Genomic DNA, 12723 nt, shown 5'->3' on the forward strand with positions numbered 1-12723 from the left:
CGACGGAGGTGCCCGCCGATGAGCTCGCCATTGACGATCTCGTCGTTGTCCGGCCCGGCGACCGCGTGCCGTCTGACGGAGAGGTGGTCGAGGGCAGTTCCGAGCTGGATGAGGCGCCGGTCACCGGCGAGTCGGTGCCGGTGCTGAAGGAGGCGGGCAGCACCGTCTATGCCGGCAGCATCAACGCCAATGGCGTGCTTCGGGTGCGGATCACCCGCACGGCCGCCGACAACACGATCGCCCGCATCATCCATCTGGTCGAGGAAGCGCAGGGCTCGAAGGCACCGACCGCCCGCTTCATCGACCGCTTCAGCGCATACTACACGCCCGCCGCCATGGTGGTATCCGCTCTTATCATAGTCGTGCCACCGCTGCTCTTCGGCGCCGAATGGTCGACGTGGATCTATCGCGGGCTGGCGACGCTGCTCATTGCCTGCCCGTGCGCGCTGGTCATCTCCACCCCGGCGGCGATCGCCTCGGGCCTTGCCGCCGGGGCGCGGCACGGGTTGCTGGTCAAGGGTGGCGCGGCGCTCGAAACGCTCGGCAAGGTGCGCACCGTCGCCTTCGACAAGACGGGCACGCTGACGGTTGGCAAGCCGCGGGTGACCGATATCATCCCGCTCGAAGGCGAGGAGGCAGACATCCTGGCAAGGGCGGCTGCGGTCGAATGCGGCTCCAGCCATCCGCTTGGCGAGGCGATTGTCGAGGCAGCCGAGCAGCGCGATCTCGAACTGCCAAAAATGTTCGGTGGGGCGATGGCGATACCCGGCAAGGCCGTCACCGCGCGGCTGCGTGAAGGCTTCGTCTCCGTCGGCTCGCCGCGCTATGCGGCCGAGCAGGGTAACCTCTCGCCGGAACTCAATGCCAGGCTTGAAGCGCTGGAGGCTGCGGGCAAAACAGCCGTGGTCGTGCTGTCCGGCAAGCGAGCCGTGGGGGTCATAGCGCTCCGCGACGAGCCGCGCGAGGATGCCGCGACCGGAGTTGCGCGCCTCAATGCCCTCGGTATCCGCACAGTGATGTTGACGGGCGACAATCGACGCACAGCAGACGCGATCGCCGGCAGTCTCGGCCTGGAGGCCAGGGCGGAGCTGTTGCCCGACGCCAAGCTTTCGGAAATCGCCGCGCTCAGGGAACATGGCGGTATCGCCATGGTCGGCGACGGGATCAATGACGCCCCGGCGCTCGCGGCATCCTCGGTCGGCATCGCCATGGGTGGAGGCACCGACGTCGCTCTGGAGACGGCCGATGCGGCTCTGCTCAAGAACCGCGTGACGGGCGTTGCCGAACTGATCCGGCTCTCGCGGGCAACACTCGGCAACATCCGGCAGAACATCGCGCTGGCGCTCGGGCTGAAAGCGGTCTTCCTGATCACGACCCTGACCGGCGTGACGACGCTGTGGATGGCGATCCTCGCCGATACCGGTGCGACTGTGCTTGTCACAATCAACGCATTGCGTCTTCTGCGTTTCCAGGGTGATCACTTGACCGATCCGGGTGACGAGCGTTGAGAAAATCTTGGTGGATTGTGAAGTGCGCGGAGCCTGATCGTGTCTTTCCATCACCTTGGAGGGGACAAGGGCAAGTGCCGGGGCGGGCTGGCACAAGTCGAATTGGCGATTGCCGCGGGACCTAGACTTTCAGAACTGCGGCTGTCTTTCCGAATTCGCGTTTTCGCCTCTTTGTACCGTTCTGATCCTGTCGTCGATCGACCGAGTGCTGCCCGAGGAACGTTGAAGAATTAGTGACTTGACCTTCCCATCGCTGGATAGCGCAGGCTTGAATGAAGGCAAGGAGCCCACCGCGATGCCCTTAGATTCCGGTCAGTTGGAGCGTGATATTCTGCAAGTGTTCAGGTGTGCCTGTCAGCAAGACCGGCCAGACATCGCGGAATTCATGCTGGCGGCGTTGGAGAAACTGGACGATGAATGGGGGAGCTCTGTCGCGAGCGATCGTCCGCTGATCGATGGCTATCGCGATCTGATCGGGACCTGCGGTTATAGGAAGTCCTGAATTCCTCGGGCCGGCGGCGCTGGCCATCGATTTGGGTTCCAAGCGTCAAATGGATCGCGGGCCCCACAGAATGAGTGCGGCGCCCAGAAGACATGCCGCAGCACCTGTGACGTCCCAGCGGTCCGGTCGTTGGGACTCGATTACCCAGAGCCAGACAAGCGATGCGGCAATGTAGACGCCGCCATAGGCTGCATAGGCACGACCGGCGAAGTCGCTGTCGATGCGCGTCAAAAGCCAGGCGAAGACGGCAAGACTTGCCATGCCCGGAATGAGCCAGAGCGGCGAGCGATCCAGGCGCAGCCAGGCCCAGAAAGTGAAACAGCCGGCGATTTCCGCAATTGCCGCGCCGATATAAACCGCCAACGTCATCGTCACGATGCCAACGCCTCCAGAACAGGACATTCCGGCACGTCCTCGCCGGAACACTGCGCGGCGGTCGCAGCCAGCACCTGCTCGATCCGTTTCAGGTCGGCGATCTTGGCCCGGATATCGGCGAGGTGTCGCTCTGTCCGCTCCTTCACTTCGGCGCAGGTCTGCGTACCGCCATCGACGAGGTCGAGCAGGCCGCGAATCTCATCGATGGAAAAGCCGAGCTCGCGGGCGCGCAGGATGAATTGCAGCCGCGCGACGTGGGCTTCGTCGTAGACGCGGTAACCCGACGCCGTGCGCGGCGGATCGGGTATCATGCCCGTCTTCTCGTAGTAGCGGATGGTTTCGAGATTGCAGCCCGTGCGCCTTGCCAGTTCGGCGCGCTGCAATCGCTTCCCGGAAACGTGATCGGCCATTGTTCGGATTCTTCCTTGAGTCTGTAGCTACTACAGACCTTAACTTGCCCTGGAATGAAATTCGAGGGTGAACCGCATGAGCGAGACCAAAATCGAAACCGCGACGTTAGGCGGACCAACGCACGTGGCGGATCGAAAGAAGGAATGGTTTGCCGCCGGCGGTGTCGTCGGCGCGATTCTGGCGTCCACCTGCTGTATCGCGCCGCTCGTCCTGTTGTTGCTCGGCGTATCGGGGGCCTGGATCGGCAATCTGACCGCGCTCGAGCCCTACAAGCCGATCTTTGCCGGCGTGGCGCTTGTTTTCATCGGGCTCGGGTTCCGGCAGGTCTATTTCAAGGCCAAGCCCGCCTGCGCGGACGGATCCTACTGCGCCCATCCCGAATCCGCCCTCATCACCAAATCGGCCCTGTGGCTTTCGACGGTTCTGGTCGTCGTCGCGCTGACCATCAACTGGTGGGCGCCGCTTTTCTACTAGGAGAATTGACATGAAACGACTTCTCATCGCTACGGCGGGATTGCTGGTTATCGGCGTGTCCGGTCTTCCCCTGATCGGCCTGGTTTCCTCACCGGTTCTCGTGTCGGTCGCGCAGGCGGCGAACGTCGAACAGACCGCCACCTTTGATGTGCCGGGTATGACCTGCGCGCTCTGCCCCGTCACCGTTAGAAAGGCGATGGAAGGTGTTGAAGGCGTAAGGTCCGTGGTGGTCGACTTCGATTCCAGGACAGCGACCGTGACATTCGATCCGTCGGTCACGACTGTCGTAGCCATTGCCGCCGCCTCGGCCAATGCCGGTTACCCCGCAAAGCGAGCTTTGTGATAGTCGTGACCTGCGCTCTCAAGACGGTCTCGACAATTACCTGCCCGGTTTGCGGACACCGTGCGACGGAGACGATGCCGACGGATGCCTGTCAGTATTTCTATGAATGCAACAGTTGTGGAAACACGATCAAACCCAGAGCCGGAGACTGTTGCGTGTTCTGCTCCTATGGCGATGTTCCCTGTCCGCCGGTCCAGAGCTCGGAGAACGGCGTCGATTGCTGCGCCAATCGAACTTGATTGTAGCAAGCCTGCGAGACAATAGGCCGTTGTGTCTTGTTCGCCGGCCATCGCGGCTCAAGCTGACCTGGGCCGACGGCTTGCCATAGTCTTTGACGGCATCCCCAGGGGAGAATATGGCTCGCGCATGTCGGAACCTCTCCGATCCAATCGGTCTGCGATGCACGGAGATACCGTGCTGCCGTTCTTGGCTTCCTGGCGTTCGTAGGTTGCTTCGGTCTGTAGTTAATTGCCATTGCTTGGCTTGTCCGAAGAGTGCCGCATTTTTCGGACTCACTTGCCGGTGTCCGAAAAATGTAGCATATTTCGGACATGACGGATCCAAATCAAGATACAGATCTGCGTTCCAAACTGCTTGCTCGGGTTGCGTCTCAGCCCGACGAGGTCTGGACGCCTGCCGATTTCGCCGATCTCGGCGGGCGTGCCGCCATAGACAAAACCCTGCAGCGGCTCGCCGCCGCCGGCGAGCTTCGCCGTATTGATCGCGGTCTCTATGATCGTCCGCGCAAAAACTCCCTGACGGGACGGCCCACCGTTCCTGACTATCGGGCCGTGATCCGTGCTGTCACCCGTCGCGAACAGGCGCGGGCCGTTGTCGACGGCATGACCGCCGCAAACGATCTCGGTCTTACCACAGCCGTCCCGGCGCGCATCGAAGTGCTGGTTGATGCACGGCTGAAGCCGATCAAACTCGGCAAGCAGGAAATTCATTTCAAGTTCGCCGCCCCGAGCCGGCTCTACTGGGCCGACCGACCGGCCATGCGCGTCGTCCAGGCCCTGTACTGGATGCAGGACATGCTGTCCCATGACGACGAGCGAGACCGGGTAGGGGATGTGCTGCGCCGTTTGTTCGCTGATCCGAAACACGGAAAAGCGATCCGTGACGACCTTCGCGCCGGCCTTTCAGCCCTGCCGATCTGGATGCAGGAATTCCTGCGCGACCTTGTCACTCCCGTCGATACCAACGAGGCCGAGCAATGAGCACGACCGCCTACAAGCAGGTCGTCGAGACCCCCGCGCGGGACCGGCTCGATCTATTCCTGGCAACCGCTAACCGTCTCGGAGCACCTGTGGGTAATATCGAGAAGGACTTCCGGGTGTGCTGGACCCTGAACGCGCTCTATCATGAGCGGCCTGCCGGAGCACCGCGCCTCCTCTTCAAAGGGGGAACATCGCTGTCGAAGGCTTACGGACTGATCCAACGCTTCTCTGAAGATATCGATATCACCGTTTTCCGCGATGATCTCGACGAACCAGCATCGGTCGAAGAACTCGAAGCCCTCTCGAACAAGAAACGTCGTGCCAGACTGGATGCGATCCTGGACGCGTGCCGCGCGTATATCACCGGCCCGCTTCGAGAGCTTCTTGCCGAGCAACTGGCCGACCTAACCGGTGGTGTAGGGCGCATCGAGATCGACGAGGCCGATCCCGACGGACAGACACTTCTGGTCTGGTATCCGGAGGTTGAGCCGCGCGACGGCGCATATGTGCGCCCAGCCGTTCGAATCGAATCCGGCGCAAAGTCAGCCCTTGATCCTAACCGGCCAGTCACGATCCGCCCCTATATCGCCGACGAGGCGTCATCATTGGATTTGGCAGTAGCTGACGTAACCACTGTCGAGGCAACACGGACCTTCTGGGACAAGGTTGTCATCGCGCATGGCTTGCGCCGCTGGTATGAGCGGCGTGGCGTCCTTCGCCAAGAAGGTCAACGCGTGTCGCGGCACTATTACGATCTTCATTGCCTCCTACACTCAGACGTGGGTCTGGCTGCCCTCGGAGATTTTGATCTCGGTGCAGATTGCGTCCGACATGCGCGGATGTTCTTCAACCGACCTGACATGGACCTCGCCTCGGCCATGCCGGTACATTCGCCATTGAGCCTGTCGACGGCATGGTGGCGGCGCTCAAGGAAGACTACGCCAACACGACCGCAATGATCTTCGGAACGGCGCCTGAATTTGAGGACGTGCTTGCATCCGCAGCAGCGATCGAACATCAATTGAACAAGGTCGCAACCTGATGCGAGAACAAGGACGTAAAACGCCAGAATACAGAGGTGAGAGCTGCGTTGATATTCTGGTGATACGTTCATTGGGAGCAGGACAGACGGAACCATCGGGCGTTGGCAATCCGGAGCGCTAGAATTAGTCCCGTGTCCTGCGTTCTGAGACAAGCTGAGGCAGATGATGGATCAGCTCACCCTCTCCTACGTCTGGAAGCAGAAGCAAATACCTGTTGTGCTGCGCCGTACGGGGCGAGGCGAGCGCATTCGCGTGCGACTACCATTCGCCGACGACAATCGGCACTGGCTTCAGAACGGGCGGCGAACTGCTCCCGAATGGATCGGCGGCACAGAAGCTTACTGGGAGTTGCCGAAATCCTGGTTCAATGACCTCGTCGATCGAGCGCTGGTCAGATATGGCAAGATCTACATCATTCAGCCCTACCGCGAGCAGGAGATCTGCGCGAGAGCATGCCAGGAAGCGCTCGGTCATGAGTGCCAATGTTCATGCATGGGCGCTAACCACGGTGCCGGCAACGACGGAAGCTGGTTCGAAGTCTCCGATACCTTTTCGACACGTTGGGGCGACCGGGAACTGGCCTGCCGTTTGTTGACGGCACGATAGGCAGCTACTGACAAAGATTAAATACAATCTTTGGTCAGTAGCCAGAACACACGGGCTATTAACAGGCCTGGCCCGACAGAGCGCTGGCGATTGCTACGCGCTTTTGAGGCCCTGATAATTCTCAGTTATCGTAACCGAGTTTCGCTGAGCATGATTGGAAGGTGGGCCGAAACCCTCGCCGCGAGCCGTTCGCCTTTGACGAGACCTATCTGTTCAAGCGACCCTCGGAGGTCATTATCAATGTCGTGAGTTAGGAGGGAATCATGACGAAACGAAGCGTCCGGCCCGATCGAAGCGATACTCTGTTCCTCATTGTCGCGCTCCTTGAAGAGCCGGACGAAGGCTTCGATGACCGGCCGCTCCTTCGTGCTTTCGAGAGCTTCGCACGCGAGGATCATGCGCGAGGCCTGGTCGGTCACCGTCAGGGGGTAACAGTAGCGGCTGTCGCCCGTCTTGAACTCGCCCTTGAAATCGGCGCACCACAGATCGTTGGGGCGGGCGGCCTGCGACAGCGGCGTGCCCTCGGCCTTGTTCGCCCTGCGCCTCTTGCGGGCCTGGCTCACAAGGCCGTGCTGGTCGAGCACGGCGTGGACCGTCGACCTGGCCGGAATGCGCACGTCGCCGGCCAGCCTGCGCACCAGCAATTCCCTGATCTTGCGCGCGCCCCAGTGCGGCTTGTCGCGCCTGGTCTCGCGCCGTGTCGCCCGCCAGCCGACGCTTGCCAGCTTCCAGGAATTCCTTCGACCAGGTGTAGTAGAGGCTCTGGGCAATGCCTTCCTTGCGGCACAGCATCGGCGATGCTGTCCTCGCCACGCAGGCCGTCCAGCACGATCCTGATCTTGTCTTCCGATGAAAAGTGCCGCCGTGTCGCCCGGCGGATGTCCTTGACCACATGTTCGGCGGAGCGTTTGCCGCCAGTCGACTTCGTATTCATGTTCGTTCCTTCGTCTGCGACGAGAACCGAACACTCCTTAAATCAAACCCTCATTTCTGGGCCATAGGCGCTGATCCCGGACAGTTCCTCCATTGCCGAACACTCTCTCCACGGCATCAACACCTCCCGCAAAGCGAAAAGTGTTACCCATGTGTCCGGAACGTTCCGTCACCTATGTCTCGGGTCGCTCATTCCAGAACATCGTCGGCGACGACGTGACCTTCAATGATCAGATCAAGAGTGACGGCTGGGCTGCTTTTTCGGGCACTTCCGCAGCAGCCCCGCAAGTTGCCGGCATATGTGCGCTATTGTTGCAGGCAGAACCAAACCTCAAACCACACGAAGTCAAAAGCATTCTACTCAGATCTGCCGATCCGGTTTGGAACGCTGCAACTGGCTCTCCGGAGGAGGGAGCTGCCGCTGGTCTCGCGAATGCATTGCGTGTTTTGCGGGCACTCGGTTGATCAGAATCTTACGCGGCGGAACCCATAATTGCTAGACCTGATTGGATCAGCAGCCTCGTGGAACACTTTGGGCTGGTCGCGCGAAGGCGAGCCTGTACGTACGTTTCACGACGCCGTTTCCCGGGCACAAATCGCTGGTGCGAGTTGATAACGTTGCTCGAATTGCCGTGAGCGGACTCTCGGCCAGCGAGGAAAAAGGTGCTTGTCTCCAATGCATTCCAGCCTCCTGCCTGGACGCGACCCACACTGATTTTTATTGGCATCACACCCTCGGACGCAGTGAATGGTCAAGGCCCGAATTTTGCTGAGCTTTCACAGCGAACGGACAACGCTTTTGTGATTTGCCGTCTGAGCCGCGGGGTATATAAGAACCCCGTCATCGTTGTTGAGTCGACCGGCTTGCGATCAGTTTTACATCTTCTGCTGATATTGGGGATCTTGTTTTCCTCCGTTCTTGGATCTCATGCGGGGAGCGTGAAGGGAAAAGACCAGTCGTCTCTGCCAGCAACTGAACACGCTCATGGAATGGCGGAGAAGACTTATTCCCACTCCCTGTTGGGCGAAAATGGAACGAATTGCCTGAGTTCCAATAGTGCGACAGCCGAAATGGATCACGTGGCAGACTGTTGTATCGCCGCTTGTAATAGTTTCGGCGTACCGGAAAGTGGCTTTTCGTTTGCCTCGCGATTGCGTGTCCCGGTGATCTCGTCTTGGACCGTTAGCGCTGCCGGCGGTATGCAACCCGAAGGCCTTTACAGGCCCCCCGAAGCGTAAGATCGATCCCTGAATTGGCGGGCCTCGCCCGCCGCAGATGATTAGATTCTTCGGGAAATCCCAAAATGTTGAAAAAATTATCGCCGGTGGCTTTGCCACTGGTTCTGGCCGCATGCCAAACCGCGCAAACTGACATCCTTGCAGACATGTCGGCGTTGACCAGTGCCGCCAATCCAACTGTGTCGATACGCAACGTGAGCGCACGTCCGGTCGTGACGGAATACACCCATCGACAACCTGTTGATCCCAAACCGTGGCGTTCGCTGAACCAGGGTCGGGCACCGACTACAGGCGGTGGTTCATGACCGGCGGCGGAAAAATGTTCCTGGCGTGCTTGACCCCGCTTGTCCTTTCCGGGTGCGTTTCGTCGGCCGAGCTGGTAGATCAGACCACGCCGTATAAGAATCCGGTAGCGGGCTTCCAGACTGTTTCCGCGAGAACCGCCTTGGCAACGGGAAAACGCACGGCCTGGGCCCAGTCGCAGGAGGAAAATCGCACGCTTGCAGCTGACGTCCATGCCCTCGTGGACAGAAAGACGATCAGCGCTGATACGGCAGTTCAGGTCGCCCTCTTGAATAATAAGGGCCTGCAGGCGGCCTACGCGGATATCGGCATCAACGCCGCCGACGTCTGGCAGCAAATGCTACCGGAAAATCCGAAAGTTTCGATCGGGATTTTCGGGATCGGCGCGCCAGAGTTGATCCTCTTCAGGGCGCTTGAAAGCATGGTGGCCACCAATCTTCAGACCATGATGACCCGCGAACGGCGTGTGGATCTTGCAAGAACCCGTTTCGAACAGACCCAGCTCAAGGCAGTCGAAGATTCACTTCGTCTGGCTGTCGATACGCGAAGGGCTTGGATCAGGGCGGTTTCAGCTTTCGAAACGGTTGCCTATCTCAAGCAGGGCCAGATCGCAGCGGACGCGGCCTCGGAACTCGCCAAGAAGCTTGGCGAGTCTGGCGCATTGCCAAAGGCGGGACAGGCGCGTGAGCACGCATTCTACGCGGAATTGACCGGACAACTGGCCGAAGCACGACTCAACGCTGAACTCGCGAAGGAAGAGCTGACCCGGCTCATGGGATTGTGGGGGGCAGAAGTCGACTATTTCGTGCCCGACAGACTTCCGCAATTGCCGCAAGACCTGAAAACCGGTTCTGCCATTGAAGCGGAGGCACTTCGAAATCGAGTTGATTTGCAAATCGCGCGCCTGGAATTGCAACTGGCGGCCAAGGCTTTCGGCTGACAGAGGCTACTCGGTATGTGACGGACCTTGAACTCTTTACCGGCATAGAAGCCGAACAGGAAATCGAGACAGAGTATGAGCTGGTCTCGGGCGACCTGGAGGAATCCAAGTCCCGAAAAGTTGTGGTCACACCGCAACTCGAAGTCGAGTTCGCCATCCCGATTTACGACACCGGCAAAGCCCGCCTCCGAAAAGCCGAACTCACCTATTTGCGGGGCGCGAACTTGCTTGCCGAAAAGGCGGTCAACATTCGTTCGGAAGCGCGGTCGGCCTTCAAGAACTATCGCGCGCGTCATGAAATCGGACGTCACTACAGGCGCAACGTCCTACCCCTTCGCGAGAAGATCGAAGAGGAGAGCCTGCTCACCTATAACGGGATGATCACCAACACGTTTGAATTGCTCGCCGATACCCGGGCCAAGATCAGCACACTGTTAATGTCAGTTAACGCCAAACGCGACTTCTGGTTGGCGGATGCAGACCTGAACGCAGCGATTTACGGGCCTGGTTTCGGAGGTCGAGGTAGCAGTGAAACCGCGCCCGCCATGACTGAGGCCGGCGGTAGCCGCATTGACCGGAAAGGACAAGATCATGATGAACAGACGACAAATGCTCGGCATGGGTGCTGCAGGTGCGGCTCTCGTTTCAGCGCAGGCCTGGGCCAAGACATCGAACATGGGACTGCCGGAAGCTGCGGTGATGAATACGGCTGCAACGCAGAATCCGCTCAGTCCTACCGCAGGCCCGGACTACAATCCTGTGGTCACATTGAACAGCTGGACGCTGCCTTTCCGCATGAACAAAGGCGTGAAGGAATTCCATCTCGTTGCCGAGCCGGTGGAACGTGAAATGGCGGAAGGTATGACGGCCTATCTCTGGGGCTATAACGGCCAGTCACCGGGACCGACCATCGAGGCAGTGGAAGGCGATCGCGTTCGCATTTTTGTAACGAACAAGTTGCCGGAGCACACAACCATCCACTGGCACGGTCAAATCCTGCCGTCAGGCATGGACGGGGTAGGCGGTCTTTCACAGGAACATATCAAGCCGGGAAAAACCTTCGTCTATGAGTTCGAGCTGAAAAAGTCCGGCACTTTCATGTACCACCCGCACTCTGATGAGATGGTCCAGATGGCCATGGGTATGATGGGTTTTTTCGTGGTTCATCCCAAGGATCCCCAGTTCATGCGGGTGGATCGAGATTTCTGCTTCCTGCTCAACGCATTCGACATCGATCCCGGCTCCTATGTGCCGAAGATCATGACAATGACCGACTTCAATCTGTGGTGCTGGAACAGTCGGGTATTTCCGGGCATCGATCCCCTGGTGGTGGCGCAGAACGACCGTGTGCGTGTCCGGGTCGGCAACCTCACTATGACGAACCATCCGATCCACATGCATGGATATGACTTTGAAGTGACCTGCACGGATGGCGGTTGGGTGCGGCCGGAAGCGCGCTGGCCGGAAGTGTCAATCGATATTCCGGTTGGAGCCATGCGGGCCTACGAATTCGATGCCGTGCATGAGGGAGACTGGGCAATTCATTGCCACAAATCTCACCACACCATGAATGCAATGGGACACGATGTGCCGACCTTCATTGGCGTGGACAAGTCGCAGGTCACAAGACAAATCCGGCGGTTGCAGCCGGAATATATGCCGATGGGAACCGCGGGCATGGCCGACATGGGCGAGATGTCCATGGAAATTCCAGAGAACACAGTCCCGATGATGACCGGGTGGGGGCCACACGGCCCTATTGAGATGGGTGGCATGTTCTCGGTTGTCAAAGTGCGCGAAGGCATTTCCGCCGGCGATTACGCCGATCCTGGTTGGTATGAAAACCCTCCGGGCACTCAGGCTTATGAGTGGACCGGAGAGCTTCCCGAATTTGCGACCAACGTGAATTCTTCGACGCAGGTGCCCCCTGTGCCGGAGGGCGTTACTGGCGGGCATGGTGCTCACCAGATGAAAAAGGGCTGAACAGATAACTCAGCCAGGTTGGAGAAGACTGAAATGAGATTGGCACTATTGGCATGCGCAATAGCGCTCAACAGCACCGCAGCCTTGGCAGGTGGCACCCATTCGGGCGGTCACGGGCAAGTTGCGATGACTGTCGGGGAAGCTGGCAAAGCAACCGAGGTGAACCGCACCATCGAAATTGCGATGGTCGAGAAAGACGATGGCTCCATGGTCTTCGAACCGGCATCGCTGTCCGTCAAGGAAGGTGAAACCATAAAGTTCGTCGTGAAAAACGCCGGAGAAATCGAACACGAATTTGTACTCGATCATCATGAAAAGATGATGGAGCACAAGGCCTTGATGGAGAAGTTCCCTGAGATGGAGCACGACGATCCAAATGCCATTCGCTTGGCCGAGAAAGGTGATGGCGAGGTCATCTGGAAATTCACGAACGCAGGCGAGTTCGAATTCGGATGCCTTGTTCCCGGACACTACGAAGCCGGGATGAAAGGCGCCATCACGGTCGCCGCACACTGACTCTCCAATTAACAGCACACAAACGACTAAGGAACAGACCCATGAAAAAACTCGTTATCGCATTCACCGTCGCTTGCATCGCGTTGGTCGCCAATGCCGCCATGGCGACCGAATACACCAAGGGCACCGTTAAGAAGCTCGACATGAAGAGCAAGAAAATTACGATCATCCACGAGGAACTGAAGGATCTCGATATGCCAGCGATGACCATGGTTTTCTATCCAGCCGATGAAGCGATGCTCGCGAATTTGAAGGAGGGGCAATCGATTGAATTTGTCGCGGACCGTATCAATGGCAAGTTGATGGTAGTCGAGTTGAAATAATCGC

General features: G+C 58.9%; 14 protein-coding genes and 4 pseudogenes. 14 read left to right on the forward strand and 4 right to left on the reverse strand.

What is annotated here, in order from left to right:
- Both JCM21793_RS08025 and JCM21793_RS08030 read left to right on the forward strand, forming a co-directional pair.
- A partial coding sequence (locus tag JCM21793_RS08025) for a heavy metal translocating P-type ATPase (RefSeq protein ID WP_025030035.1) occupies positions 1-1508 on the forward strand: 1508 nt, incomplete at its 5' end.
- 268 nt (positions 1509-1776) lie between these two features.
- Complete coding sequence (locus tag JCM21793_RS08030; RefSeq protein WP_025030036.1) at positions 1777-2010, forward strand: hypothetical protein; 234 nt, start codon at positions 1777-1779, stop codon at positions 2008-2010.
- 45 nt (positions 2011-2055) lie between these two features.
- Here JCM21793_RS08030 and JCM21793_RS08035 read toward each other — a convergent pair whose 3' ends face one another.
- Both JCM21793_RS08035 and JCM21793_RS08040 read right to left on the reverse strand, forming a co-directional pair.
- Complete coding sequence (locus JCM21793_RS08035; protein WP_025030037.1) at positions 2056-2379, reverse strand: YnfA family protein; 324 nt, start codon at positions 2377-2379, stop codon at positions 2056-2058.
- Between the two features lie 2 nt (positions 2380-2381).
- Positions 2382-2795 (reverse strand): MerR family transcriptional regulator, encoded by a 414-nt coding sequence (locus JCM21793_RS08040; protein WP_025030038.1) that lies wholly within the window; start codon positions 2793-2795, stop codon positions 2382-2384.
- Positions 2796-2871: 76 nt separating this feature from the next.
- Here JCM21793_RS08040 and JCM21793_RS08045 point away from each other — a divergent pair, with 76 nt between their 5' ends.
- The 6 genes and pseudogenes from JCM21793_RS08045 to JCM21793_RS08065 all read left to right on the forward strand — a co-directional run bounded on the left by JCM21793_RS08045 (position 2872) and on the right by JCM21793_RS08065 (position 6482).
- Entirely contained in the window at positions 2872-3270 is a 399-nt protein-coding gene (locus JCM21793_RS08045) for a mercuric transporter MerT family protein (protein ID WP_025030039.1), read from the forward strand.
- A gap of 10 nt (positions 3271-3280) precedes the next feature.
- Positions 3281-3613 carry a heavy-metal-associated domain-containing protein gene (locus tag JCM21793_RS08050; protein ID WP_025030040.1) on the forward strand — a complete coding sequence of 111 codons (333 nt, stop codon included), beginning with the start codon at positions 3281-3283 and terminating at the stop codon, positions 3611-3613.
- Positions 3614-3618: 5 nt separating this feature from the next.
- A complete protein-coding gene (locus tag JCM21793_RS30900; protein ID WP_081784666.1) occupies positions 3619-3852 on the forward strand; it encodes a GDCCVxC domain-containing (seleno)protein in 234 nt (77 codons plus the stop codon).
- Positions 3853-4164: 312 nt separating this feature from the next.
- Complete coding sequence (locus JCM21793_RS08055) at positions 4165-4833, forward strand: DUF6088 family protein (RefSeq protein WP_025030041.1); 669 nt, start codon at positions 4165-4167, stop codon at positions 4831-4833.
- A pseudogene (locus tag JCM21793_RS24805) lies at positions 4830-5875 on the forward strand (nucleotidyl transferase AbiEii/AbiGii toxin family protein). The gene JCM21793_RS08055 and the pseudogene JCM21793_RS24805 overlap by 4 nt, the downstream one beginning before the upstream one ends.
- A gap of 166 nt (positions 5876-6041) precedes the next feature.
- A complete protein-coding gene (locus tag JCM21793_RS08065) occupies positions 6042-6482 on the forward strand; it encodes a hypothetical protein (RefSeq protein WP_025030042.1) in 441 nt (146 codons plus the stop codon).
- 317 nt (positions 6483-6799) lie between these two features.
- Here the strand turns inward: JCM21793_RS08065 and JCM21793_RS31415 are convergent.
- Positions 6800-7168 (reverse strand): annotated as a pseudogene (locus tag JCM21793_RS31415) (transposase family protein); the annotation flags it as partial.
- A gap of 4 nt (positions 7169-7172) precedes the next feature.
- Positions 7173-7416: pseudogene (locus JCM21793_RS28655) on the reverse strand (transposase); the annotation flags it as partial.
- A gap of 149 nt (positions 7417-7565) precedes the next feature.
- Here JCM21793_RS28655 and JCM21793_RS28660 point away from each other — a divergent pair.
- The 6 genes and pseudogenes from JCM21793_RS28660 (at position 7566) to JCM21793_RS08095 (ending at position 12719) form a co-directional block, all read left to right on the forward strand.
- Positions 7566-7880: a S8 family serine peptidase gene (locus tag JCM21793_RS28660; protein ID WP_081784662.1), complete on the forward strand. Its 315-nt coding sequence runs from the start codon at positions 7566-7568 to the stop codon at positions 7878-7880.
- A gap of 839 nt (positions 7881-8719) precedes the next feature.
- A complete protein-coding gene (locus JCM21793_RS29170; protein WP_155983397.1) occupies positions 8720-8959 on the forward strand; it encodes a hypothetical protein in 240 nt (79 codons plus the stop codon).
- Positions 8956-10466: pseudogene (locus tag JCM21793_RS24810) on the forward strand (TolC family protein); the annotation flags it as partial. The gene JCM21793_RS29170 and the pseudogene JCM21793_RS24810, both read left to right, overlap by 4 nt.
- Positions 10467-10488: 22 nt before the next feature.
- Positions 10489-11880: a multicopper oxidase family protein gene (locus JCM21793_RS08085; protein WP_025030044.1), complete on the forward strand. Its 1392-nt coding sequence runs from the start codon at positions 10489-10491 to the stop codon at positions 11878-11880.
- A 33-nt stretch (positions 11881-11913) separates the two neighbouring features.
- The gene (locus tag JCM21793_RS08090; RefSeq protein ID WP_025030045.1) at positions 11914-12396 is read left to right on the forward strand and encodes a cupredoxin domain-containing protein; all 483 of its coding nucleotides are present in this window, start codon (positions 11914-11916) and stop codon (positions 12394-12396) included.
- Between the two features lie 41 nt (positions 12397-12437).
- On the forward strand, positions 12438-12719 hold the full coding sequence (locus JCM21793_RS08095; RefSeq protein WP_025030046.1) for a copper-binding protein: 282 nt from the start codon (positions 12438-12440) through the stop codon (positions 12717-12719).
- Positions 12720-12723: the final 4 nt, after the last annotated feature.

This window comes from Nitratireductor aquibiodomus NL21 = JCM 21793 (assembly GCF_000615975.1).
GTDB classification, from domain to species: Bacteria; Pseudomonadota; Alphaproteobacteria; order Rhizobiales; family Rhizobiaceae; genus Nitratireductor; species Nitratireductor aquibiodomus.

What these genes read in the sequence shown, in the direction of transcription:
- JCM21793_RS08090 (WP_025030045.1), top strand. Translation starts at nt 11,914, where the DNA reads ATGAGATTGGCACTATTGGCATGCGCAATAGCGCTCAACAGCACCGCA.
- JCM21793_RS08095 (WP_025030046.1), top strand. Translation starts at nt 12,438, where the DNA reads ATGAAAAAACTCGTTATCGCATTCACCGTCGCTTGCATCGCGTTGGTC.
- JCM21793_RS08065 (WP_025030042.1), top strand. Translation starts at nt 6,042, where the DNA reads ATGGATCAGCTCACCCTCTCCTACGTCTGGAAGCAGAAGCAAATACCT.
- JCM21793_RS08045 (WP_025030039.1), top strand. Translation starts at nt 2,872, where the DNA reads ATGAGCGAGACCAAAATCGAAACCGCGACGTTAGGCGGACCAACGCAC.
- JCM21793_RS08035 (WP_025030037.1), bottom strand. Translation starts at nt 2,379, where the DNA reads ATGACGTTGGCGGTTTATATCGGCGCGGCAATTGCGGAAATCGCCGGC.
- JCM21793_RS29170 (WP_155983397.1), top strand. Translation starts at nt 8,720, where the DNA reads ATGTTGAAAAAATTATCGCCGGTGGCTTTGCCACTGGTTCTGGCCGCA.
- JCM21793_RS08055 (WP_025030041.1), top strand. Translation starts at nt 4,165, where the DNA reads ATGACGGATCCAAATCAAGATACAGATCTGCGTTCCAAACTGCTTGCT.
- JCM21793_RS08050 (WP_025030040.1), top strand. Translation starts at nt 3,281, where the DNA reads ATGAAACGACTTCTCATCGCTACGGCGGGATTGCTGGTTATCGGCGTG.
- JCM21793_RS28660 (WP_081784662.1), top strand. Translation starts at nt 7,566, where the DNA reads ATGTGTCCGGAACGTTCCGTCACCTATGTCTCGGGTCGCTCATTCCAG.
- JCM21793_RS08085 (WP_025030044.1), top strand. Translation starts at nt 10,489, where the DNA reads ATGATGAACAGACGACAAATGCTCGGCATGGGTGCTGCAGGTGCGGCT.
- JCM21793_RS08040 (WP_025030038.1), bottom strand. Translation starts at nt 2,795, where the DNA reads ATGGCCGATCACGTTTCCGGGAAGCGATTGCAGCGCGCCGAACTGGCA.